This window comes from Bradyrhizobium sp. S3.3.6 (assembly GCF_040546905.1).
GTDB lineage: Bacteria > Pseudomonadota > Alphaproteobacteria > Rhizobiales > Xanthobacteraceae > Bradyrhizobium > Bradyrhizobium cytisi.
Genome location: NZ_JBEPOT010000003.1, coordinates 505030 through 527652, shown reverse-complemented (window position 1 = coordinate 527652; position 22623 = coordinate 505030). Strand labels below are relative to the sequence as shown.

Genomic DNA, 22623 nt, shown 5'->3' with positions numbered 1-22623 from the left:
GTAACGCTACAGTCGTGCGTTTTCAGCGTCAAGCTGTCCGCAACGCATAATACGGCCTCTCCTTTTATTTATGAGCTGCTGTCCGACGCCAGTCCCGTCCTGCGTCGCAAATCCGTGATCGCGCGCAAGAAGCTGTCGGCCGGCGTCGTGTCTGGATCGATCAGCCGGTGCAGGCGGAAGCCGTCCTCCAGCGCCAGCACGACGGAAGCCATCCAGGGCGGGTTCAGCGTGTCGCCCTTCGCATTGTCTTTCAACGTCGCCTCGACGATGTCGGCGATCAGCTTGCGCCGCGCGCGCAGGCGCTTGGCGAGCTCGGGCCGGCGCTTCTCGGCGCGCGCGACGTACAGGATCATCTCCATGTGCAGCAGCGGCGAGCGGCCGAGGGGATCCTGCCGGGTGCGGTCCATTGCCTTCAGCGCTGCAATGAAGTCGTCGAGATTCTTGTGTTGCGCAAGGATCTCCATGTTGCGCCGGATCGATCGCTCGACATGGTCCTCGAGCATGGCGATGATCAATTCGTCCTTGCTTTTGAAGTTCGAATAGAACGCGCCGCGGGTGAAGCCGGCTTCCGCCGCGATCGCCTCGATGCTGGCGCCGCCGATGCCGTCTTGCTCGAACACCCGCGCTGCCGCCTCGAACAGCTTGTCGCGCGTGTCGTCCCTGGTCGGCCTGGTTCTCACCCTTGACATCGGGCCAGTTTAGGGCAGAATGCAACTCGATACAACAATGTATCGAGTTGAAGATTAACAGGGATGGTTACGCCGGGCGTGGGGCAGCCTCGCGTATTCGTGTCATGCGGCAACCGATGTGAGGTCCACCATGAACGAGCAAGTGCAAGGCGTCGCGAGCGATCCGCTGTTCAATCCGCTGGCGCCGGACTTCATCCGCAATCCCTATCCGTATTACGACCGGCTGCGCACGATCGATCCGATCCACGAGACGCCGTTCGGCCAGTTCGTCGCCAGCCGTCACGCCGACGTCAGCCTCGTCATGCGCGACAAGCGTTTCGGCAAGGATTTCGTCGAGCGCACGACGCGCCGCTACGGCCCCGAGATCATGAACGAGCCGGTGTTCCGTAGCATGAGCTGCTGGATGCTGCAGGCCGATCCGCCCGACCATACCCGCCTGCGTGGCCTCGTCGTGAAGGCGTTCACCGCCCGCCGCGTCGAGGACATGCGGCCTCGCATCCAGGAGATCGTCGACCGGACCATCGACGCCGTGATCGACCGCGGCCACATGGACCTGATCGAGGATTTCGCCTTTCGCCTGCCGGTGACCATCATCTGCGACATGCTCGGCATCCCCGAGGATCATCGCGAGGTCTTCTACAAGAGCTCACGCGACGGCGGACGGCTGCTCGATCCGGTGCCGATGACGCCCGAGGAGATTGCGAAGGGCAACGCCGCCAACATGATGGCGCAAATGTACTTCCAGCAGCTGTTCGAGTTGCGCCGCCGCAGTCCCGCCGACGATCTCACCACCCAACTGGTGCAGGCCGAGGAAGACGGCAACAAGCTTACCAACGAGGAACTGACGGCCAACATCATCCTGCTGTTCGGCGCCGGCCACGAGACCACCGTCAATCTGATCGGCAACGGCCTGCTGGCGCTCCATCGCAATCCGGACCAGCTCGCGCTCTTGAAAGCTCAGCCGGACCTGATCACCAACGCGATCGAGGAATTCTTGCGCTACGATTCGTCGGTGCAGATGACCGGGCGGGTCGCGCTGGAGGAGATCGACGATCTCGGCGGCAAGCGGATCCCGAAGGGGGAGAGCGTGCTCTGCCTGCTCGGCTCGGCCAATCACGATCCGGCGGTCTATCCCGACCATCCTGACAGGCTCGACATCACCCGGCCGAACGTCCGGCCGCTGTCGTTCGGCGGCGGCATCCATTTCTGCCTGGGGGCCCAATTGGCGCGCATCGAGGCCGAGATCGCCATTGCGACGCTGCTGCGGCGGCTGCCCGATCTGCGCATCGACGACGTCGAGAACCCCGCATGGCGGCCGACCTTCGTGCTGCGGGGCCTGAAGCACCTGCCGGCGAGCTGGTGAGCCGGGGCGCGCATTAACCTCCGCGCGCAACAGTCGCTGTGACTTCGCCACACTTCCCCTTATATAGGGGCAGTTCCGGTGCGCCTGAAGCTTGGTTGTAGGCTTGGGTTTGACCCGGGTGCCGGCTTGGCCGAGGGGAGACCCGTGCAGACGACGCTGCTCGGATTGGCAATTGCCTTTATCTTAGCGCTGCTGGCCGCGCTGATCGGGCCTTATTTCGTCGACTGGAACCAGTTCAGGCCCCAGTTTGAGGCGGAGGCGAGCCAGATCATCGGCGTGCCGGTGCGCGTGGCGGGCGAGCTCGATGCGCGGCTCTTGCCGGCGCCGACGCTGCGGCTGCGCTCGGTCAGCTTCGGCGGCAACAACGATCTCGGCCGGCTGCGTGCGGACAAGCTCGACGTCGAGTTCAGCCTGAGCTCGCTGATGCGCGGCGAATGGCGCGCCACCGAGCTTTCGATCGGCGGCATGGCGGTGGATCTCGGCCTCGACGCCAAGGGCAAGGTCGAGTTGCCGTCTATCGCAAGCGGCACCTTCAATCTCGCTTCGCTCGCCATCGAGCGGCTTAACCTGACCGGGCGCATCGCGCTTCATGACGCCGCCAGCCATTCGACGCTCGAGCTCAATGACATCGCTTTCTCCGGCGACGTGCGCTCGCTCGCGGGCTCCGTGCGGGGCGACGGAAATTTCACCGCAGCAGGCGTGCGCTATCCGTTCCGCGTCTCCTCCGGCCCGAGCCCCGACGGCAGCGCCACCCGTCTCCACCTCAACATCGATCCCGGCGAGCGTGCCATCCTGGCCGATCTCGAAGGCGTGCTTGCCTTCGACAACCGCCAGCCGAAATTCGACGGGGTGCTGACGCTGGCTGTGCCGCCGACGAAGAAGCCGGGCGAGGCGGGACCGACACCTTGGAAGCTCGCCGCGAAACTCAAGGCCGATCCGGCTGGCGCCAGGTTCGACCAGGTCGATGCGAGCTTTGGCCCCGAGGACACCGCGCTGAAGCTCGGCGGCGTCGGCGATCTCAGGTTTGGCGCCTCGCCGCTGCTGCGCGCGGTGCTGTCGGCGCGGCAGGTCGATGCTGACAAGCTCGCCGGCCGGAACGACGCCGAGCCGCTGCGCATCCTGCCGAGCTTGCGCGCCGCTCTCGCCGCGATCCCGCAGGCGCCGATCCCGGCGCAGATCGAGTTCAACTCCGACCAGATCATGCTGGGCGGCCGTCCGCTCCAGAACATCACGGCCGAGCTGCAGACCGACGGCCGGTCCTGGACCTTCCAGCGGCTCGAGCTGCGCGCGCCCGGCATGACGCAGTTGTCGCTCAACGGCGCCGCGCCCGGTGCCGACAGTTTTAGCGGCCACCTCAGCGTCGAGTCCACCGATCCCGATACGCTGGTGGCCTGGCTGCAGGGCCGCAGCGAGGTCAACCGCCGCAGCACGCGGCCGCTGCGCCTTGCCGGCGACGTAACGATCGCCGCCAATCGTCTCGCCATCGACAAACTGAAAGCCGACATCGAAGGCGGCGCGGTCGAGGGCCGCATTGCCTTCGCGCAGACGGGCGCCAGCAAAGGCTCGCGGATCGATGCCGATCTCAAGGCCGACCGTCTCGATCTCGATGCCGCCGCGAGTTTTGTCCGCGCGTTCGCCGGGCCGCAGGGCGAATGGCCGGAGGAGGCTAAGCTTTCGCTTGATGTGGGGCGCGCGATCTCGGCCGGCCAGGAGTTGCGGCCGTTCGCGGCCAGGCTTGGCTACGGTCCGGCCTCGCTATCACTGGAGCAGTTGCGCTTCGGCCAGGCCAGCGGCGTGACCACGGAGGCGAGCGGCAGTTTCGATCGCACCAGGGCCACCGGCAAGCTCGCGCTGAAATCATCCGCCAATTCGCTGAGCGATCTCACCGCGCTGCTGGAGCCGATCGCGCCTGCGCTGCGTGCACGCTTCGACGCGATCGCACCGCTGCCGGGCGCGACGCGCCTGAAGCTCGACCTCAGCCTCGACAAGAACGCCGAACATGCCGATCGCAGCGAGGCCCGCGCCGTGCTCGACCTCGATGCGCCGCAGCTCAAGGCCACCGCGACGCTCGCCGCACAGCCGCCGGTCGCCGCGGTCAACGGCATCGACATCGAAGAATTGCGCAACAGCGACTTCACGCTGGAGTCGAAACTGTCATCGCCGCAGGCCGCTTCGCTGACGGCGCTGCTCGGTCTCGATCGCTTGGTCGCGGCAGGCGAGGGCGCCTCGCAGATCGAAGCCAGACTGAGCGGCGCGTGGCGCCGGCCGTTGCAACTGAACGCCAAAATCAGCGGCGGCGGGCTGGATGCGGATGCGCAAGGCAGCGTCGAATTGTCGGCGCCGGAGCCGAAGGCCAGCGTCAATCTGCGCGTGCGCAACGCCAATCTGGCGCCGCTGTTCGGGACCAGCCCGGCCGACAAATCGGCCCGGAATGTGAGCCTGTCCTCCCGCGTCGGGTTATCGGGCAATCGCGTGACGTTCGACGATCTCGACGGCACCGCTTCCGGCTCGCATCTGCGCGGCCATCTCGTCATGACGCTCGATCAGGAGAAGAACGTTGACGGCGAGGTCGGGCTCGACACGCTCGATCTGGCGCCTGCGCTCGCGCTTGCCGTCGGCGCGGCCGGACGTGACGCGGGCGAGCCGCTGAGTGCAGGTCTCGTCAGCGGCTGGCGCGGCCGCATCGCGTTCCAGGCCTTGCGTGGTAGCCTGCCTGGTGGAATCGAGATGCGGCCGTTCAGCGGCACGATCCGGAGCGACGGTCAGTCGCTCGCGCTCGATGCGCTCAAGGGCGGCGTCGGTGGCGGCGAGATGACCGCAAGTCTCGATGCGCGCAATGGCGCCAACGGGCTGGCGCTGAACGCACGTCTCGATCTCACCAATGTCGACGCGGCCTCGCTGCGCTACCGCGATCTCGCTCTGCCCAAGGGACGCGTCTCGGTGCAGATGACGCTGACGAGCCAGGGCCGCAGCGTCTCGGCGCTGACCGGCGCGCTCGCCGGCAGCGGCACGGTGACGCTGGACGCGGCCGAGATCAGCGGGCTCAATCCGCGCGCCTTCGAGCTCGCCATCCGCGCCAGCGATGGCGGGCAGGTCTCCGACGACAACCGATTGCGTCAGCTCGTCGAGCCCGCATTGTCGGCCGCTCCCATCGCTGTCGCCTCGGCGCAGATCGCGTTCACGATCCGCGACGGCCGCCTGCGCGTCGGCGCAACGCCGCTGGAGGCGAAGAACGCGCGCGCCATCATCTCCGGCGGTTACGACATCCCCGCCGACCAGGCCGACATCCGTGCCAGCCTGACGCCGATCATGACCGGCCTCTCCGGCGCGCCGCCGGAGATCCAGCTGTTTGCGGCTGGCACGCCCGACAAGCTCAATCGCACCGTCGATCTCACGCCGCTATCGTCGTGGCTTGCGGTGCGCACGATCGATCGCGAGACGCGAAGGCTCGATGCCATCGAGCGCGGCGAGCCGCCGCCGGCGACCGCCGCGCTGCCGGCGCTGGTCTCGCCCGAGCCCGCGCCCGAGCCGGCGCTGACCGACGTGCCGATGCCCGGCCGCGATCCGCGCCGCCTGCCGCCGAAGGCAAAGGTTGAACCGAGGGTCGAGCCCAAGGTGGCACCGACGCCGAAGACGCCGCTTGCCGCGCCTGCCGTGCCGAGCCCGCCGCTGGCAAGCCAGCAGGTCGCGCCCCTGCCGCCGCCGATCGACGTGCGGCCCGCCCCGGGCCCGCCGCCGGCAAAACCCCGGCCGAGGCCGCCGCTGGTCCTGACGCCGTCGAATCCCTGAGAAGGCTCAATTCGCTGACGCCGCTGCGCAGCCGTTGCGCGCGAGTAAACGCATTCGCTCGCATTTGAAGGAATTTTGCCCGGCAAAACTGATCTGCCGGTTTTACTGGATTCTCGCGTTTGATCCCTAGTGTTGGTTCCCAGAGGAATTCGGAGTCCCGCCCGCACAAGTAGGACGGCTCGCCAAGAACTTAGATTCCAAGAACTTAGATTCCAAGAACTGGGGTTATCGAGATGAACGGGGCACCATCGCTTCTACAGGATCTGGACGACGCGATCGCGCGCGGCACCGATGAAAGCCGGGCGAAGGCGTTGTGGCACGCGACCGATCTTTTGATCACCGGTCGCTACGTCGACGACGAGATCAGCATGTTCGGCGAGGTCATCGGCCGGCTTGCCGATGAGATCGAGGTCGCCGCGCGGGCGCAGCTCTCCGAACTGATGGCGGGTTGCGATCATGCGCCGCTCAACGTCATCGAGAAGCTCGCCCTGGACGACGAGATCGAGGTCGCGGGTCCCGTGCTGCGCGACTCGACCCGGATCGACGAGAAGGTGTTGGTCGAGAGCGCCATGACCAAGGGGCAGGCGCATCTGCTCGCGATCGCCCAGCGCAATGCGATCGGCGAGGCCGTGACCGATGTGCTCGTCAAGCGTGGTAACCAGGAGGTTGTCACCTCGGTCGCCAGGAACGAGGGCGCGCGCTTCTCCGGCTCCGGCCTGCTGCACATGGTCCGGCGCGCCGAGGGCGATTCAATTCTTGCCGAGCAGCTCGGCCTGCGCAAGGACGTGCCGCGCCACATCTTCCAGCAGCTCATCTCAAAGGCGTCGGAGGACGTCCGTCGCCGGCTCGAGACCGAGCGCCCCGAGATGATGTCGCAGATCCAGAGCTCGGTGACCGGGGTCACCGGCGATTTGCAGTCCAAGTTCGGCCCGTCCTCTCGCAGCTATTTCGTCGCCAAGCGCGTGGTGACGACGCAGTACCGGCAGGGCAACCTCAACCAGGTCTCGATCTCGAACTATGCGCGCCAGCACCGTTTCGACGAGGTGCAGATCGGCCTGTCGCTGCTGTCGTCGCTGCCGGTCGACGTGATCGAGCGGGCGCTGATGGACCGCAACCGCGAGATGATCCTGGTGCTGTGCAAGGCGCTCGACTTTTCCTGGGACACGACGATGTCGCTGCTGTTCCTCGGCGCCAAGGATCATCTGATCACGGCGCGCGAGCTCCACGACAACGAGCGCGATTTCGGCCGCCTCAAGATCGAGACGTCACGCAGCATTCTGAAATTCTACCAGTCGCGCAAGAACAGCGCCGGCACCGATCCCGCGACGGGTCGTCAGCCCGAGCTCCAGGTTCACTGAACGGGACATCGAGGGAGTATTTGCAATGTTGCCTCAATTCGGCACCGCAGTTCGCAAGACCAAGAGCCTCACCAAGAACCTCGCCGCCGAGACCGGCGGATCGGCTCCGGAGAAGGCCACGGTCGACGCCGCATGGCTCGTGCTGGAAGCCGCCAACGATCTCGGCGACCACGCCGCGATCGAAGCCAGCCGCCGCGTCATCGACGCCGAGCTGAACGGCAAGGTCGCCGCCAGCGCGGATACCGATCTCGTGTTGGGGTATTTCCGGTAACGGCGCAGAAACCGCAGTATCGCTGCCCGGCAGCGCGTCCTGATGCCCCATCTCTACCTTTGCGCTTATATCTGACATGATGTAGCCTGTACTTGCGGGCGCCGGAAGTGCGGCCGCAGGCAATGGGGTTCGGAGCGGTCGCTATGGGGCGGCGTGTCTTCCTTGCTGGTGGTACGGCACGAGCGCATGCGCTCGCTGCGCATTGTCATTTGCTCGAAAATATCTGGAACACGAAATTATCTGGAAGGCCTCTGGTGCTGCGCGTAGCGCCATCGGTGGCGCACGATTGCTGATTGCGATTTAGCGACGGCATTCATGCCGTCATGATTGAGCGCTTCACAATAATTGGAGCCAATGATGAAATTTGATGTGCGCGTACCGTTGATTGCCGTCGCCACCCTTCTTGCCGCTTTCATGGCCGCATCGGCTGAAGACAAGCCCGCGCCGGATGGTCCCGTCCATCTGCAACAGGGCTGGAGCGACGAGACCGCCGATCGCTGGCATTTCATCTCGCAGGGAACGGCGCTGATCCCCTATGAATGGTTCGTCGCGCTGGAGCAGCCGGGGCAGCCTTCCGGCCAAACCGCGCTGATCAAGGCGCCCGAGAATTTGCAGCGTCTGGGTTTCCTCCCCGAACCCGTCAGCCCGACCAACAATCCGGATGGTCTCGCGATTGGTCTTTACAGCACCCCGGTCGACCTTCCCGACGGCAGGCACGCGTGCTGGAAAGGCAACTGGCTTGGCCTCGGCTGTGCCGGCTGTCATACCGGGCAAGTCAGCTACCGCGGCCAGCAGATCCGCATCGAGGGCGGTCCTTCCCACATCGATATCGACGCGTTCGTCGGACAGCTGGTCGGGTCCATCACGGCGGTCCTGCAGAATCAGGACGGGGCCGGACAGCGCTTCATGGCGCGGGTGAAGGCGCCCCCTGCCGATGTGCAGAGCGGATTGCAATGCTTCGGCGGCGTCTTGCAGGCGGCCGCGAAGTTCAACCAGGTCGTCGGTGGAAACTCCGGCGATACGGCGGGCGGGGCGGGCAGGCTGGACGCGCACGGCGCCGGCTTGAACCAGCTTCTCGCCGGACCCTTCAGGCTCATGACCGCCCCGTCGGACACCGGCGAGACCAGGAATTATGCGCACCTGACCGCGCCGGTGCGATATCCGGCGCTGTGGGACACGCCGCGCTTCAACTGGGTGCTGTACAACGCCTCGATCCGTCAGCCGCTGACGCGCAACATCGTCGAAGCGCTCGGTGTGCTCGCGCCCATCAAGCATGACGCGACGATGCTCACGCCCGACGTCATGCATGGGGTCCAGATGGAGAATGTCGTCTGGGGGCAGCGGAAGCTGATGGATCTGCGCTCGCCGCGCTGGCCGGAAGCCATTCTCGGTGCACTTGACCAGAAGCGCGCGCTGCGCGGCCAGCTCGTCTATGTCAGCGCGTGCGCGAATTGCCACGATGCCGCCCCTGTCGAAGCGGCTTCCGGGGCCTGCAGCGAGATCCAGGTCCCGCTGGTCGATCTCCGCAAGATCGGCACCGATCCCGAGCAGGCGACGACGTTCAACAGCCGCAAGATCGCGCTGTCGAAGATCGGTGGTCCGGACGCGATGTCCAACTACAAGGCCGCCGAGGTTCTCACCGGAAACATCGCCGCGCAATGGATCGGTCGGTCCAAGGATAACGCGGCCAGCGCCGCCGAGATCAATTGCGGCCGTCCAAACCAGTACAGGGCGCCGCTCGCCTACCGGGCAAGGCCGCTCAACGGCATCTGGGCGATGGCGCCCTATCTGCACAACGGCTCGGTGCCGTCGTTGAATGACCTTTTGCTACCGCCAGGGCAGCGGCCGAAGACCTTCTATGTCGGCAATTGGGAGTTCAATCCGGACATCGTGGGATACGACATGAAGGCCGAGATGCCGGGCGCGTTCCTGTTCGATACCACGGTGCGCGGCAACTCGAATGCCGGGCATATCTACGGAACTGATCTGACCGAGGATGATCGCAAGGCACTGATCGAATATCTCAAGACACTCTGAGCGCGCGGTTCAGTCCTTGCGGCAGGTGAAGCAATAATAGGGACAGGTGCCGTCGGCGAAGGACGCATGCAGCTGCGTGCCCGGAATGCCGGCGAACTCGTGCGACACGCCGAGCAGCACCCGCGGCACGATCTCGTCCGCCAGCACCGTTCGCCGCGCGCCGTCGAGCTCCAGCGCGCGCGCCACATTGGCGGTGATGTCGTCCTCACGAACGAGGCGCAAGCGCGACCGGGCCAGGGACTCGCGCGGATACACGTCCTTCGAGCGGTCTTCGAAGCACGCCATCAGAAAAGCACCGCCCGGCCTGAGCACGCGGTGGACCTCCTCGAGAAAGCGGCCCATGTCGCCATAATGCTGCGCACTCTCGACGTTGACCACGACGTCGAAACTCTCGTCCGCGAACGGCAGGCTGAGCGCATTGCCGACGCGGAATGCGAGATTGTCCTGGCCGGCATAGCGCGCCTTGCTGAAGCGGATCGCCGGCTTGCAGATGTCGAGCCCGGTGTAGCTCTTCGGATGGAGGTACCGCGCGATGTAGGACGCGCCGCCGCCGCGGCCGCTTCCGACCTCCAGCACATCCTTGCCCGCAATCGCAGACCCCGACGCCACGTGATGATAGAGCTGGATCGCGTAGCGATCGGGCTCGTCGGCGGCTTGCAGCGCGACCTGCTCGCCGTTCAGCGGGGCATAGCCGTAGTTGAGGAATCGGATCGCGGCGTCCCTGTCGAGGTTGCTCAGCAGCGAGTACCAGGCGTTGGTGAAAAGCTGGCGCGCCGCGCGCGAATAAAACAGTTTTACGACGGCCGAATGGATCGGGTTTGCCGCTGTCGGATACGGATCCTGCTTCACGGATGAATACTCTCGCGCGAAAATGGGGAACGCTTCCACCATAAAGCATGAGCCAAGGCCCTCAATGCGTCAACAATGGCGACGCTTGCCTGCCACGATTGACTTCATTCCGAGCGGGGATATACTTTAGGTTTAGTACAATTCATGCTGGACTCCGCGCGATGACTGGGCAGGTTGCTGCCTGGTTGGAGAAGGTCGGCCTCCCTCAATACCTGAAGTCCTTTTCCGACCACGGCATTGATTTCGACATCCTTTCCGAGATTACGGATCGCGATCTCGCGACCATGGGCGTCGTGCTGGGGCACCGGCGCAGGCTGTTGCGTTCGATTGTCGAGCTCGACGTTCCGAAGGCGCGTCTGCTCGCACCGAAGATCGACGCGGGCGCGGAGCGCCGGCAACTCACGATCATGTTCTGCGACCTCGTCGGCTCGACTGCATTGTCGCAGCAGTTCGATCCCGAGGAGATGCGCGAGATCCTGCAAGCCTATCGCGAGGCCGCGACCGCGATCATCGCGCGCTATGACGGCATCGTCTCGCGATTGGTGGGCGACGGCATCCTGTCCTATTTCGGCTATCCGTCGGCCCATGAGGACGACGCCGAGCGCGCGGTCCGCGCCGGGCTCGAGATCACCGCCGCAGTCCGGGCCATCGCCGTGCAGCCGGGCTTGCGGCTGGAGGTCAGGATCGGCATCGCCACCGGACTGGTCGTCGTCGGTGATCTCTTCGCAAAAGGCGCCTCGAGCCGGCTCGAGGTGATCGGCGAGACACCCAACCTCGCGGCGCGGATGCAGGCCTTCGCCGAACCGGGCACCGTCATCATCGCGTCCTCGACGCGCCGGCTGCTCGGCAATCTGTTCGAGCTGCGCGCGCTCGGCACGCGCACGATCAAGGGATTCAGCGAGGCGACCGAAGTCTGGGCGGTGGACCGTCCATCGCCGCTCGGGAGCCGCTTCGAAGCCTACCGCTCCGCAGGCCTCGCCGGGTTCGTCGGCCGCGAGCACGAGCTCGACCGGCTGGCCGAGTGCAAGCAGCGGGCCTGGCGCGGCCAGGGCCAGGTCGTGCTGATCTCCGGCGAGCCCGGCATCGGCAAGTCGCGGCTCGCGGCGCATTTCCTCAATGAGCGGATCGCGGCGGAGCCGCACATCCGGTTGCGCTATCAGTGCTCGCCGCATCATCGCGCCAGCGCGCTCTATCCTGTCATCGCGCAGCTGCAGCGGGCGGCGAAGCTCGGCGCCGGCGACAGCAATGCACAGCGGCTGCGCAAGCTGGAAGCGCTGCTCGGGCGCACTGATCTGAAGACTCCGACGTTGGTGCCGCTGTTTGCGGACCTGCTCTCGATTGCCACCGACGGACGCTATCCGCCGCTCGACTGGACGCCACAGCAGCTGCGGCGCAACACGCTTGCCGCGTTGATCCAGCGCTTGCAGCGCCTGTGCGCCGAGGCACCGGTGGTCTGCATCGTCGAGGATCTGCATTGGGCCGACGCGACCTCGCTCGAGCTGCTCGGGCTCGCGGTCAGGCTTGCCGACCAGCTTCGCCTGCTGCTCGTGCTGACGTTCCGCGACGAATTCGCGCTGCCATGGATGGGCCCGGCGAATCTGACGACGCTGGAGCTCGGACGCCTCAAGGAGACCGACGTCCAGCGCATGATCGCCGAGGTGATCGGAAGCCGCGCGGTCCCCTCCGAGCTGGTCACGCAGATCGCGACCCGGACCGACGGCATCCCGTTGTTCGTCGAGGAGCTGACGCGCACGGTGCTGGAGATGGGCGTTCTCGAAAAGGGGGCGGGGGGCCGCTACAGGATGGCCGGCAGCCTGCCGCGCCTGTCGATCCCCGCGACGCTCCAGGATTCGCTGATGGCGCGGCTCGACCGCCTCGGGCCCGCAAAGGAGGTCGCGCAGGTCAGCGCCGTCATCGGCCGCGAATTCTCCGACGTGCTGCTGCGTGCGATCTCGGACAAGGACGATGCGGAGCTCGATGCCCGGCTCGCCCAGCTCGAAGCCGCCGAGTTGATTTTCCGCAGCGGGGCCGCCCCCGAAGCCGTCTATACGTTCAAGCATGCGCTGGTGCAGGACACTGCCTATGAGAGCCTACTCAGGAGCAGCCGGCGGCGATTGCACGAGCGGATCGCAGCCGTGCTCCAGGAGAAATTCCCGGACGCCGCCGCAGCGGCGCCCGAAATCGCCGCGCATCATCTCACGCAGGCCGGTCTCGTCGAGGACGCCGTCGAGTGGTGGGGCAAGGCCGGCGATCGCGCGCTGCGCAGCTCGGCCTATCCCGAGGCGATCGCGCATCTGACCAAGGCTATCGGTCTTGCCGAAGGCTTGAGCGAAAGCCCGGTCGGACAGAGCCGCCGGCTGCAATTGCAGATCGCCTATGGCAACGCGCTGATCGCGACGCGCGGCTATGGCGCGCCGGAGACGTCGGTCGCGTTCGCACGCGCCCGCGAGCTCGCGTCCAGCCTCAAGGGCGCGCCCGAGCGCTTCGCCGCCACCTACGGCCTGTGGGTCGGAAGCCTCGTTCGCAGCGAGCTCGGATCGATGCAGGAGCTCGCGCAGGCATTCCTGCATGATACCGCTGACCGCCCCGATGCGCCGGAGGCGGGGGTCGCGCATCGCGTCTGCGGCATGACGCGCTGGTTCGAGGGCAATTTCGTCGATGCCAGGCAGCATCTCGAGCAGGCGCTCGCGATTGACCGCGACGAGCACGATCGCAATCTGGCCTTCCTGTACGGCCACGATTGCGGGATCGCTGCGGCGATCTACCTCGCGCTGGTGCTGTGGCCGCTCGGCGAAGTCGATCGCGCCGAGCAACTGGCGCAGCAGGCGATCCGCCGCGCGGCCGATAGCGGCCATGTCGCGACGATGGTCTACACGCATTTCCACAAGATCGTGCTCGAGGCGGTGCGCGGCAACCCTGAAGGCGCCAGGCCGCATGTCGATGCCGTGATCGAGCTCAGCCGCGAGCACGGACTTCTGCTCTACGCGCGAGCCGGTAAATTCTGGAACGGCTGGATCCGTTGCCGTCTCGGCGAGCGTGCGGCCGGGCTCCGGGAGATGGAGGACTCCATCGCGCTGCCGCTGGTCGGAAAAATGGCGACCGGGCTCTACGTGCCCTTGACCTGGACGCTGCTCGCGGAGGCCAAGGCCGGCGAAGGACAGTTCGACGAGGCGCTCGCGATCCTCGACGAACAGCTCGTCGAGGTGGAGCGGACCGGACAGGAATGGTTCACCCCGGAAATCCAGCGCCGGCGCGGCGAGCTGCTGCTGCGCAAGGATCCCATCGATATCGTCGCCGCGGAGGCGGCGTTCACGCGGGCCATCGAGGCCGCGCGGGCGCAGCAGACCGCGACGTACGAGCTGCGCGCAGCCCTTTCGCTTGCCAGACTGTATCAGGCGAGCGGAACGGATGCGCAGGCGCGGAGCGTCCTCGGTCCGGTGATCGGGATGTTCGCCAACGCACAGGAGTTGCCGGAGATTTTCGAAGCACGGGCGGCCATGGAGCGTTCCAGCAAGACCAGCCCATGCGCAAACCCATGCGACTGAAAAAGTTCTTGTACTTTGCCGATTTCGTCTTCTATCCGCTGGCAAGTGCCGCGCTGGTCGCGGTCGCTTTGCTCTTGAAGGAGCCGCTGCGCTGGGACGAAGCGGCGATCGGCTTCGCAAGCGGGCTGTTGCTCTGGAGCCTCGCCGAATACGTCATACACCGGTTCGCCCTGCATGGTCCGGCCTATCTGGCCGCGTTGCACGATATGCACCATTCCGATCCGCGCGCGTTGGTCGGCTCGCCGCTGTGGCTGAGCCTGGGATCGATCTGTTGCGGATCGCTGCTGCCGATATGGCTGCTGGTCGGGTTTGGCAGCGCCTGCACCGTCACGGCGGGGCTGATGCTGGGCTACATCTATTTCGGTGCGCTTCACCACATCATCCATCATCACCCCGTGAAGCGCGGCGGCTATCTCTGGCGCCTGAAGCGCCGCCATACGCGCCATCACTATGGCAAGCGGCCGTGCAATTTCGGCGTGGTCACCAGCATGTGGGATCGCGTCTTCGGAACGTTTTGTTCTGAATAGCCGGCTCGATCCTGATTGAATTGCGACGGACGGATCAGCCGCAATTCCAGATCGCGCCGATCGGCGTCCGGGTCCAGCACGGACCGAAGCTGCCGCCATTGTAGCGTGAGCCGCCGAAGCCGGGCCGGCCGAAATAGTGCCATTCGCCGTCAATGTAGCGGTAATAGCTCGGCACGGGATCGATATACCAGGGGCGCTGGTTCTCGCGCGCGTAGCGACGAAAGCCGTTCTTCTGCATGAAGATCGGCTGGCTGTTGCTGAGCGGCTGGCGATAGCCCGGCAGGAAACCGTAGCCATGCCAGCTTTGCTTGGGCTTTTTGGGCGCCGACGCCGCGGGCGCAACGACCGGCAGCAGCGACAGGATGGCAGCAACAAATAGACATAAGAGGCGCGACATGAGCCGACCATAAACAGTCGGTCGCGGGAACGCCATTCAAATTCGAGTGGGATTTTTTGCAGGCGCGCACGGACAGAAAATCCGGCCGGGCCGAATCGCGGCCCGGCCGTCACGCCCCTGTCGTCTATGCGTTCGCACCGCCATCAACGGTCAAGGCCGAGCCGGTGATGTATTTCGCCTTCTCGCTTGCCAGGAACGCCACCGCATTCGCGATATCATCCGGCGCGCCGTAGCGGCCGAGCGCCATGAACTGCTTCAGCGTCTCCGCGGTCGGACCGTGGGCCGGGTTCATGTCGGTGTTGATCGAGCCCGGCTGCACCAGATTGACGGTAATGTCCTTGGGGCCGAGCTCGCGCGCCAACGCCTTGTTGAACGCGATCAGCGCCGACTTCGACGCCGCGTAGACGCCGAGCGCCGGCGACGGCACGCGGTCGGCGAAATAGCTGCCGATGGTGATGATGCGGCCGCCCTTGCCGAGGTGGGGCAGCGCGGCCTTACTCGCGACGATCGGGGAGCGGACGTTGACGTTCAGCAGCGCGTCGATGTCGGCGAGCGAGATGTCGTTGAGGCCGCCCAGGCGAAGAATGCCGGCGTTGTTGACCAGGATATCAAGGCCGCCCAATGCGGCGACGGTCTTGTCGACCGAGGCCTGGACGGCGGCGACATCGGCGCTGTCGGCCTGAATCGCGACCGCTTTCCGACCCAAAGCCTTGATGGCGTCGACGACCTTCGCGGCGCTGTCTGCCGACTTTTCGTAAGTGATGGCGACATCGGCGCCTTCCGCGGCGAGCGCCTTTGCGATGGCCGCGCCGATCCCCCTGCTTGCGCCCGTCACCAGGGCCCGTTTTCCTGCCAGCGTCATCATACTCTCCTATTCTGTAATGATCGACACAGAATATCTGGGATCTTGATCGGCCGCGTCAAGTGAATTATGTGTTGATCATTACAGAAAGAGGCGTCATGGCGGGACGGCCACGGGAATTTGATCGCGAGGCGGCGCTGGAGGCCGCGATGCTGCTGTTCTGGCGCAAGGGCTTTGCCGGCGCCTCGATGAACGATCTGTGCGAGGCCATGGGCGTCCGCTCGCCGAGCCTCTATGCGGCCTTCAACAGCAAGGAGGCGCTGTATCTGGCGGCGTTCCAGCATTACGCCGCGACTGACGGGCAGGCGGTCTGGGACAAGCTCGCGGAGGGGGCGACCGCGCGGGCCGGTGTTGAGAATCTGCTGATTAAGGCGGCCGACACGTTACCGAAATCCCGCACGGCGCCCGCCGGCTGCATGGTCGCGCTGGGCGCCATCAGCGACGAATGGCCGGCCACCATCGCGCGCGAGGTGAGAAAGGTCAGGCTCGAGCTGCTGGACAATCTGCGCGCGCGGTTAGAGGCGGCAGTCTCCAGCGGCGAATTGCCCGATGCGACCGACGTGAATGCGTTGAGCCGGTTCTATCTCGGCGTCTTCCAGGGCATGGCCATTCAGGCCAAGGACGGTGCCACGCAGGCGGAACTGAGAGGTGCAGCCAAGGCGGCGATGGCGGCGTGGCCGGGTGTGGACTAGTCCGTAGGATGGGTAGAGCTCTTGCGAAACCCATCGCTGCGTTCGAGCATGCCGCCGCGTGATGGGTTTCGCTTCCGCTCTACCCATCCTACGAGGCAGATCGACCATAAAGGTGCCCCATGGCTGAAGGTCCAGACGCTCACGCAAGCGCGCAACGAGCAGGCTTTGCCGGTGTCACGCGCAAAATTCTCGAACGCCTTCCATTGCCTGGCAATCAGGAGCTCATGGTCGTCGAGGTCACCTATCCGCCCGGCGGCGTCGCTCCGCTTCACCGCCATCCCGTTGCAGGCGCGATCTACATCGTCGAAGGCGTTGCCGAGTCCGCTTATGGCAGCGACGCGCCCCGGCAGTATCGCGCGGGGGAGACGCTGCAGGACCGCGCGGATCTTCCACATACGCACTTTCGCAATTGCGACCCGGACCGTCCGCTCCGCTTTCTGACGATCTATGTGCTTGAACCCGGGCGGCCCTACACGCTGGAGCCGTGAAGCGTCGCGCCGTTCTCGGCGGAACTGACAGCTGTTCCGCATCAGATACAAAAAGGCCTCGCCGAAGCGAGGCCTCCTCGTTGCACCGTGCTGGCATGACTTAATCGTCATCCCAGTGATGGCGACGGATCACGAAGCCGCGGTCGTAGTCGCGATCGTGGTGGTACCAGCCATGATGCCAGCCGCGGTCATGCTCGTAGAAGCGTGCGCGCGGGCCATAATAATCGTCGCGGTCGCCGCCGACATAGACGCCGACGCCACCCGCATTGGCGATGGTGGGGGCACCGATTGCAAGCGTTGCGATTGCCGCGATAGCGTAAGTCAGCTTCCTCATCTGTTCCTCCTCCTTCTGCATCGTCGAAAGGTCAACTTCTGCCGCCATCGCCTGTTGCTGGAACTGGCAAGAAACTTTCTTGAATGGCTGTTCAGGTTTCATGCGGTCTGCCGCGAGAATGCCAAACCCACGTGCTGGATTGCGCGCGAATTGGAACATGCGCCGCTTCGGATAACCGGCCAGCAAAAGGCAAACATGTCGGGACAGCCTTCGATCCTGATCGTCGAGGACGAATATCTGCTTCAGGGCGTGCTCGAAATGGCGCTGGCGCAGGCTGGCTTTACGTCCGACATCCTCGCCTCCGGCGAGGAGGCGATCACGGTGTTCATAGCGCGCGGAAAAAATCACAAGGCGCTCGTGACCGATGTCTATCTGGGCGGCAAGCTGAACGGCTGGGATCTGGCCCGGCGCATGCGAGAGAAGGATCCAAACCTTCCGGTCGTGTACATCACGAGCGGCGCTGACGCTGCATTGTGGAAGTCACAGGGCGTGCCCAACAGCGTGCTGCTCGAAAAGCCGTTTCAGCCCGAGCGGCTCGTGGCGGCCCTCATGACGCTGCGAGCTGCCGACGATTCGAGTATCACCGCCTGATACGGTAGATCACGACATCCTCGCCATATCGATGAAGATTGATGATGGCATCGTGCGCCTGTTTTGCCCGACGGGTCAAGCGCCGCGTAATCCGTAGCGCGCATCGAGTGCGTAGGATGGATAGAGCTCTTGCGAAACCCATCGTTGCCTCCGAGCTGAAGCGTGATGGGTTTCGCTTTCGCTCTACCCATCCTACCGGCTACGTCTATTTCTTCGGACGCATCAACGGCTTCGCAAAAGCCACCGGATAACATCCCGGCGCCCCCAATCTACTGTGCATGGGGTTGTTTTCGCCATTTCAGTTTCGAGTGGGACGCTAGCCCGCCCCTAACGCGACCGCGACGTTGTAGGTCAGAAGGCTCGCGGCATAGGCGAGCACCAGCATGTAGCCGAAGGTCGCCGCCATCCAGCCCCAGCTTCCGGTCTCGCGCCGGATCACGGCGAGCGTCGAGGCGCATTGCGGGGCGAAGATGTACCAGGCGAGCATCGACAGCGCGGTCGCGAACGACCATTTCGTCGCCAGCACCTGGCCGATCTGCTCGGCCGCTTCCTTGCCGCCTTCGATCGCATAGACGGTGCCGAGTGCGGCGACCGCGACCTCGCGCGCCGCCATGCCCGGGATCAGCGCCACCGCGATCTGCCAGTTGAAGCCGACAGGTGCGAGCAGCGGCGCGAGCGCCTTGCCGATGATGGCGGCCAGGCTGAAATCGATGGCGGGTTCGGTGGCGCCTGCGGGCGGCTGCGGGAACGAGGCCAAAAACCAGATCAGCACCATCATCGAGAAGATCGTGGTGCCGGCGCGCTGCAGGAACATCTTTGCGCGGGTGAAGATGCCGATCGCGATCGATTTCAGCCTGGGCATCTTGTAGTCCGGCAGCTCCAGCATGAAGGGCGCCGGCGCGTAGTCGCGCAGCATGAAGAACTTGATCATGAACGAGACGATCAGCGCGCTGGCGATGCCGGCCGTATAGAGCCCGAACATCACGAGGCCCTGCAGGTTGATGAAGCCCCAGACGTCCTTGGCCGGAATGAAGGCGGAGATGATCAGCGTGTAGACCGGGATGCGCGCCGAGCAGGTCATCAGCGGCGCGATCAGGATCGTGGTCAGCCGGTCGCGCTTGTTGTCGATGACGCGCGTCGCCATGATGCCGGGGATGGCGCAGGCAAAGCTCGATAGCAGCGGAATGAAAGCGCGGCCGTGCAGGCCGGCGCCGCCCATGATGCGGTCCATCAGGAACGCCGCGCGCGCCATGTAGCCGAAATCTTCCAGCAGCAGGATGAACAGGAAGATGATGATGATCTGCGGCAGAAACACGATGACGCTGCCGACGCCGGAGATCACGCCGTTCTGCAGGAAGCTTTGCACCAGGCCCTCGGGCAGGGTGGCGTGGACGATGTCGCCGAGCGCGTCGAAGCCCGATTGCAGCAGCTCCATCAGCGGCTGCGCCCAGGCGAACACTGCCTGGAACATCACGAACAGGATGAGCGCGAGCACGATGAGGCCGCCGACCGGATGCAGCACGATCGCGTCGATCCGCGCGGTCCAGGTGTCGGGGCTAGCAGGCAGGCTGACGCAGTCCGAGATGATGCGATCGGCCTCGCGCTGGGTGGCGCGCAACTCGGCGACGCTGAGTGCGCGCCAGCTGTTCTCGGCAGGTTCGGCCGCGAGCTTCGCCGAGATCTCGTCGGTCAGCGCCAACAGGTCGGCCGTGCCGCCCTTGCGCACCGCGATCGAGGTGACCACGGGCACGCCGAGCTCCTTGGCAAGCCGCTCGACGTCGACATTGATGCCGCGTCGGCTCGCGATGTCGAACATGTTGAGCACGAGGATCATCGGCCGTCCGGTGCGCTTCAGCTCGAGCAGCAGGCGGATGGTCAGGCGCAGATTGGTCGAGTCCGCCACGCACAGCACGAGATCCGGCAAGGTCTCGCCGGAGGCCTTGCCGAGCACGAAATCGCGGGTGATCTCCTCGTCCGGGCTGCGGCCGCGCAGCGAATAGGTGCCGGGCAGGTCGACGACGGAGACCTGGCGGCCCTGCGGGGTGACGAAAAAACCTTCCTTGCGCTCGACGGTGACGCCCGGATAGTTCGCCACCTTCTGCCGGCTGCCGGTCAGGGCATTGAACAGCGAGGTCTTGCCGCTGTTTGGCGTGCCGACCAGGGCGAGATGCAGAAGGGGTAATTCCATGGGATCGGATGTCCGGTCGCGATCTCAGGCGACGATGATGGCCATGGCTTCGCGGCGGCGCACCGCGATGGTGATGTTGTCGACACGAACGGCGATCGGGTCGCGTCCGACCAGCCCCTCGTGCAGGACCTCCACCCTGGCCCCCTCGACGAAGCCGAGCTCGATCAGCCGGCTCTCGAGCTCGATGTCGGAGAGAGCCGAGCCGGCGTCCTTGGCGGAGAGGTGCTGGATGACGCCGGTATAGCCGCGCTTGGCCAGGCCCAGCGGCATCTCGCGGCGCGTATCATGGGTGTCGGTCATGCCCTGTATTTTCAACGCAGGGCATTGAGGTCAAGCGCGCACGCTCGTCGAAACTGCACCTTAGAGGGATTTTAAAGTGCAGATCACGAAGCCGTGGGCGGAGCGCCCTGGCGCTACTGCGCCGCGACCTTTTCCGGCTGGATGGCGGCCATGGCGCGGCTCTTGAAGTAGTCGAGCACGAACAGGCGGATCGCCGAGGACAGATTGCCCTGCTGACGGGCGCCGTCGATTTCGCCGACGAGCTCGGACAGCGTCATGTTGCGCAGGCCCGAGATCTCCTTCATGCCGTTCCAGAACGCCTCTTCCAGGCTGACGCTGGTCTTGTGGCCAGCGACCACGATCGAACGCTTCACGACGGGCGATTTCATGGCTGCTCCTCGCGATCGATCCGGTGCTGGTCCAGATGCTCCTTCGCCTGGTCCGCGCGCGTCTCCTCCGCCGACCGCTCCGCCTTCGTGCGGCCGAACTTCGTTCGGTTGGCGTCCGCCTGCTTCGCCGAGGCTTCCCGCTCGGCGCGCTTCCGGAAACGATTCAGGTTGATGACGTTCCCCATGCCGCGTCTCCATCACCCGCTCCTCTTCAGGTTGGATGAAATTTCCAGAAACAGGGCGCCGCGTTGCGCCCCGCAAGACTTGATCGTCATTCGCTCGTCCTCGTCAATCGGCCTCCAGGGGCCATAAAACGATGAATTCCGCCCCGTCAGGGGCAGCGGGGCTTTGCGTAGGACGCGCCCCCAATGCCACATTGACGGTAATCAAATCCTGTCCTTTAAGCCTTATAATTATGAGCCTTGGGGCACCGTATCATTACGGATGACTGTCGGAATTCGGAATTCATCCAGGCCGCGTCATCTTCTCCGGCTGCACCAGGCGGTCGAATTCATCCGCCGAGACGAAGCCGAGCCGCAGCGCTTCCTCCTTTAGCGTGGTGCCGTTGGCATGTGCGGTCTTGGCAACCTTGGCTGCGTTGTCGTAGCCGATCTTCGGCGCGAGCGCGGTCACCAGCATCAGCGAACGCTCCATCAGATCCTTGATGTGCTTCTGGTCGGCACGGATGCCGCTGACGCAATGCTCGGTGAATGAGCGCGCGGCGTCCGCCATCAGGCGGATCGAGTGCAGCATGTTGTAGGCGAGCACGGGCTTGTAGACGTTGAGCTCGAAATGGCCCTGGCTGCCGGCGACCGTGATCGCGGTGTGATTGCCGAACACCTGGCAGCACACCATGGTCATTGCCTCGCATTGGGTCGGATTGACCTTGCCCGGCATGATCGATGAGCCCGGCTCATTCTCCGGCAGGATCAATTCGCCGAGGCCCGAGCGCGGACCCGATCCGAGCAGGCGGATGTCGTTGGCGATCTTGAACAGGCCTGTCGCGACGGAATTGATGGCGCCGTGTGCCAGCACATAGGCATCGTTCGAGGCCAGCGCCTCGAATTTGTTGGCGGCGCTGGTGAAGGGAAGTTTCGTGATCCCGGCGACGTGCTTTGCAAACAGCTTTGCGAAGCGCGGCTTGGAGTTGAGGCCGGTGCCGACGGCGGTGCCGCCCTGAGCCAGCGGATAGAGGTCCTTCACCGCGACCTTGAGCCGAGCGATGCCGCTCTCGACCTGCGCGGCATAGCCCGAAAATTCCTGGCCGAGCGTCAGCGGCGTCGCATCCTGGGTGTGGGTGCGGCCGATCTTCACGATCTTGGCGAACTCTTTCTCCTTGTTGCGCAGCGCGCGGTGCAGCTCGCCGAGGGCGGGGACGAGATCGGCGGTGACGCGGCTTGCGGCCGCAATGTGCATCGCGGTCGGGAAAGAGTCGTTCGACGACTGGCTCATGTTGACGTGGTCGTTGGGATGCACCGGCTTCTTGCTGCCGAGGTCGCCGCCGAGCAGCTCGTTGGCGCGGTTGGCGATGACCTCGTTGAGGTTCATGTTGCTCTGGGTGCCCGAGCCGGTCTGCCACACGACAAGCGGGAAATGATCGTCGAGCTTGCCCTCGATCACCTCGTGCGCGGCGCGGATGATGGCGTTGGCGCGGCGCTTGTCGAGCAGGCCAAGCTCGAGATTCGACTGTGCGGCCGCAAGCTTGACGATGCCGAGCGCATGCACGAGCGAGATCGGCATGCGGTCGATGCCGATGCGAAAATTCTGGCGTGAGCGTTCGGTTTGCGCCCCCCAATAACGATCGGCGGGGACCTCGATGGGACCAAAACTGTCGGTCTCGATGCGGGTCGCTGGGCGGGCGGTCTTCGCGCGGGCAGCTTTGGCCATGAGCACATCCATTCTGCCGCACGAACGCCGCGCGGCCTCCTCATGTGCTCTTCTATATAGGGAGTTTGGCCGGGTGCGACGGTCTCGC

General features: G+C 65.0%; 20 protein-coding genes. 10 read left to right on the top strand and 10 right to left on the bottom strand.

Annotation, left to right across the window (positions count from 1 at the left end; all coding sequences use genetic code 11):
* Positions 1 to 68: 68 nt before the first annotated feature.
* Entirely contained in the window at positions 69 to 689 is a 621-nt protein-coding gene (locus tag ABID59_RS11345; protein WP_354083434.1) for a TetR/AcrR family transcriptional regulator, read from the bottom strand.
* A gap of 130 nt (positions 690 to 819) precedes the next feature.
* Here ABID59_RS11345 and ABID59_RS11340 point away from each other — a divergent pair, with 130 nt between their 5' ends.
* The 5 genes from ABID59_RS11340 (at position 820) to ABID59_RS11320 (ending at position 9507) form a co-directional block, all read left to right on the top strand.
* Positions 820 to 2052, top strand: a complete 1233-nt coding sequence (locus ABID59_RS11340; RefSeq protein ID WP_354083433.1) for a cytochrome P450 — start codon at positions 820 to 822, stop codon at positions 2050 to 2052.
* Positions 2053 to 2196: 144 nt separating this feature from the next.
* On the top strand, positions 2197 to 5841 hold the full coding sequence (locus tag ABID59_RS11335; protein WP_354083432.1) for an AsmA family protein: 3645 nt from the start codon (positions 2197 to 2199) through the stop codon (positions 5839 to 5841).
* 233 nt (positions 5842 to 6074) lie between these two features.
* Positions 6075 to 7199: a DUF2336 domain-containing protein gene (locus ABID59_RS11330; protein ID WP_354034205.1), complete on the top strand. Its 1125-nt coding sequence runs from the start codon at positions 6075 to 6077 to the stop codon at positions 7197 to 7199.
* Between the two features lie 25 nt (positions 7200 to 7224).
* Positions 7225 to 7470, top strand: coding sequence for a hypothetical protein (locus ABID59_RS11325; protein ID WP_354034203.1), 246 nt, complete (start codon positions 7225 to 7227; stop codon positions 7468 to 7470).
* Between the two features lie 354 nt (positions 7471 to 7824).
* Positions 7825 to 9507 (top strand): di-heme-cytochrome C peroxidase, encoded by a 1683-nt coding sequence (locus ABID59_RS11320; RefSeq protein WP_354083431.1) that lies wholly within the window; start codon positions 7825 to 7827, stop codon positions 9505 to 9507.
* A 9-nt stretch (positions 9508 to 9516) separates the two neighbouring features.
* Here the strand turns inward: ABID59_RS11320 and ABID59_RS11315 are convergent, their stop codons facing one another.
* A complete protein-coding gene (locus tag ABID59_RS11315; protein ID WP_354083430.1) occupies positions 9517 to 10356 on the bottom strand; it encodes a class I SAM-dependent methyltransferase in 840 nt (279 codons plus the stop codon).
* Positions 10357 to 10517: 161 nt separating this feature from the next.
* Between ABID59_RS11315 and ABID59_RS11310 the strand changes: the two genes are divergently transcribed.
* Both ABID59_RS11310 and ABID59_RS11305 read left to right on the top strand, forming a co-directional pair.
* Positions 10518 to 13901: an AAA family ATPase gene (locus ABID59_RS11310; RefSeq protein WP_354083429.1), complete on the top strand. Its 3384-nt coding sequence runs from the start codon at positions 10518 to 10520 to the stop codon at positions 13899 to 13901.
* Positions 13880 to 14428, top strand: coding sequence for a sterol desaturase family protein (locus tag ABID59_RS11305; protein WP_187435190.1), 549 nt, complete (start codon positions 13880 to 13882; stop codon positions 14426 to 14428). Before ABID59_RS11310 ends, ABID59_RS11305 begins: the two co-directional genes overlap by 22 nt.
* A gap of 34 nt (positions 14429 to 14462) precedes the next feature.
* Here the strand turns inward: ABID59_RS11305 and ABID59_RS11300 are convergent, their stop codons facing one another.
* Together ABID59_RS11300 and ABID59_RS11295 are read right to left on the bottom strand one after the other, a co-directional pair.
* Positions 14463 to 14825, bottom strand: a complete 363-nt coding sequence (locus ABID59_RS11300) for a hypothetical protein (protein ID WP_148754157.1) — start codon at positions 14823 to 14825, stop codon at positions 14463 to 14465.
* A gap of 124 nt (positions 14826 to 14949) precedes the next feature.
* Positions 14950 to 15690 carry a 3-oxoacyl-ACP reductase family protein gene (locus ABID59_RS11295; RefSeq protein WP_354083428.1) on the bottom strand — a complete coding sequence of 247 codons (741 nt, stop codon included), beginning with the start codon at positions 15688 to 15690 and terminating at the stop codon, positions 14950 to 14952.
* Between the two features lie 95 nt (positions 15691 to 15785).
* Between ABID59_RS11295 and ABID59_RS11290 the strand changes: the two genes are divergently transcribed.
* Together ABID59_RS11290 and ABID59_RS11285 are read left to right on the top strand one after the other, a co-directional pair.
* The gene (locus tag ABID59_RS11290; protein WP_354083427.1) at positions 15786 to 16379 is read left to right on the top strand and encodes a TetR/AcrR family transcriptional regulator; all 594 of its coding nucleotides are present in this window, start codon (positions 15786 to 15788) and stop codon (positions 16377 to 16379) included.
* A gap of 224 nt (positions 16380 to 16603) precedes the next feature.
* Complete coding sequence (locus ABID59_RS11285; protein ID WP_354034192.1) at positions 16604 to 16867, top strand: cupin domain-containing protein; 264 nt, start codon at positions 16604 to 16606, stop codon at positions 16865 to 16867.
* 100 nt (positions 16868 to 16967) lie between these two features.
* On the opposite strand, the gene ABID59_RS11280 is transcribed toward ABID59_RS11285, so the two are convergent.
* On the bottom strand, positions 16968 to 17201 hold the full coding sequence (locus ABID59_RS11280) for a hypothetical protein (protein WP_148754159.1): 234 nt from the start codon (positions 17199 to 17201) through the stop codon (positions 16968 to 16970).
* 54 nt (positions 17202 to 17255) lie between these two features.
* Between ABID59_RS11280 and ABID59_RS11275 the strand changes: the two genes are divergently transcribed.
* Positions 17256 to 17792, top strand: a complete 537-nt coding sequence (locus ABID59_RS11275; protein ID WP_354083426.1) for a response regulator — start codon at positions 17256 to 17258, stop codon at positions 17790 to 17792.
* 316 nt (positions 17793 to 18108) lie between these two features.
* Here the strand turns inward: ABID59_RS11275 and feoB are convergent, their stop codons facing one another.
* The 5 genes from feoB to fumC all read right to left on the bottom strand — a co-directional run bounded on the left by feoB (position 18109) and on the right by fumC (position 22547).
* Positions 18109 to 19980, bottom strand: coding sequence for a ferrous iron transporter B (feoB, locus tag ABID59_RS11270; protein ID WP_354083425.1), 1872 nt, complete (start codon positions 19978 to 19980; stop codon positions 18109 to 18111).
* A 24-nt stretch (positions 19981 to 20004) separates the two neighbouring features.
* The gene (locus ABID59_RS11265; protein WP_148754161.1) at positions 20005 to 20280 is read right to left on the bottom strand and encodes a FeoA family protein; all 276 of its coding nucleotides are present in this window, start codon (positions 20278 to 20280) and stop codon (positions 20005 to 20007) included.
* A gap of 113 nt (positions 20281 to 20393) precedes the next feature.
* Entirely contained in the window at positions 20394 to 20648 is a 255-nt protein-coding gene (locus ABID59_RS11260; RefSeq protein WP_148754162.1) for a ribbon-helix-helix domain-containing protein, read from the bottom strand.
* Positions 20645 to 20833 (bottom strand): DUF4169 family protein, encoded by a 189-nt coding sequence (locus ABID59_RS11255; RefSeq protein WP_354034190.1) that lies wholly within the window; start codon positions 20831 to 20833, stop codon positions 20645 to 20647. Before ABID59_RS11255 ends, ABID59_RS11260 begins: the two co-directional genes overlap by 4 nt.
* Before the next feature lie 280 nt (positions 20834 to 21113).
* Positions 21114 to 22547: a class II fumarate hydratase gene (gene fumC, locus ABID59_RS11250; protein WP_148754164.1), complete on the bottom strand. Its 1434-nt coding sequence runs from the start codon at positions 22545 to 22547 to the stop codon at positions 21114 to 21116.
* Positions 22548 to 22623: the final 76 nt, after the last annotated feature.

Excerpts from the sequence above, each read along its gene's own strand:
- ABID59_RS11345 (WP_354083434.1), bottom strand. The coding sequence starts at position 689 with ATGTCAAGGGTGAGAACCAGGCCGACCAGGGACGACACGCGCGACAAG.
- ABID59_RS11340 (WP_354083433.1), top strand. The coding sequence starts at position 820 with ATGAACGAGCAAGTGCAAGGCGTCGCGAGCGATCCGCTGTTCAATCCG.
- ABID59_RS11330 (WP_354034205.1), top strand. The coding sequence starts at position 6,075 with ATGAACGGGGCACCATCGCTTCTACAGGATCTGGACGACGCGATCGCG.
- ABID59_RS11325 (WP_354034203.1), top strand. The coding sequence starts at position 7,225 with ATGTTGCCTCAATTCGGCACCGCAGTTCGCAAGACCAAGAGCCTCACC.
- ABID59_RS11320 (WP_354083431.1), top strand. The coding sequence starts at position 7,825 with ATGATGAAATTTGATGTGCGCGTACCGTTGATTGCCGTCGCCACCCTT.
- ABID59_RS11310 (WP_354083429.1), top strand. The coding sequence starts at position 10,518 with ATGACTGGGCAGGTTGCTGCCTGGTTGGAGAAGGTCGGCCTCCCTCAA.
- ABID59_RS11305 (WP_187435190.1), top strand. The coding sequence starts at position 13,880 with ATGCGCAAACCCATGCGACTGAAAAAGTTCTTGTACTTTGCCGATTTC.
- ABID59_RS11300 (WP_148754157.1), bottom strand. The coding sequence starts at position 14,825 with ATGTCGCGCCTCTTATGTCTATTTGTTGCTGCCATCCTGTCGCTGCTG.
- ABID59_RS11295 (WP_354083428.1), bottom strand. The coding sequence starts at position 15,690 with ATGATGACGCTGGCAGGAAAACGGGCCCTGGTGACGGGCGCAAGCAGG.
- ABID59_RS11290 (WP_354083427.1), top strand. The coding sequence starts at position 15,786 with ATGGCGGGACGGCCACGGGAATTTGATCGCGAGGCGGCGCTGGAGGCC.
- ABID59_RS11285 (WP_354034192.1), top strand. The coding sequence starts at position 16,604 with ATGGTCGTCGAGGTCACCTATCCGCCCGGCGGCGTCGCTCCGCTTCAC.
- ABID59_RS11280 (WP_148754159.1), bottom strand. The coding sequence starts at position 17,201 with ATGAGGAAGCTGACTTACGCTATCGCGGCAATCGCAACGCTTGCAATC.
- feoB (WP_354083425.1), bottom strand. The coding sequence starts at position 19,980 with ATGGAATTACCCCTTCTGCATCTCGCCCTGGTCGGCACGCCAAACAGC.
- ABID59_RS11265 (WP_148754161.1), bottom strand. The coding sequence starts at position 20,280 with ATGACCGACACCCATGATACGCGCCGCGAGATGCCGCTGGGCCTGGCC.
- ABID59_RS11260 (WP_148754162.1), bottom strand. The coding sequence starts at position 20,648 with ATGAAATCGCCCGTCGTGAAGCGTTCGATCGTGGTCGCTGGCCACAAG.
- ABID59_RS11255 (WP_354034190.1), bottom strand. The coding sequence starts at position 20,833 with ATGGGGAACGTCATCAACCTGAATCGTTTCCGGAAGCGCGCCGAGCGG.
- fumC (WP_148754164.1), bottom strand. The coding sequence starts at position 22,547 with ATGGATGTGCTCATGGCCAAAGCTGCCCGCGCGAAGACCGCCCGCCCA.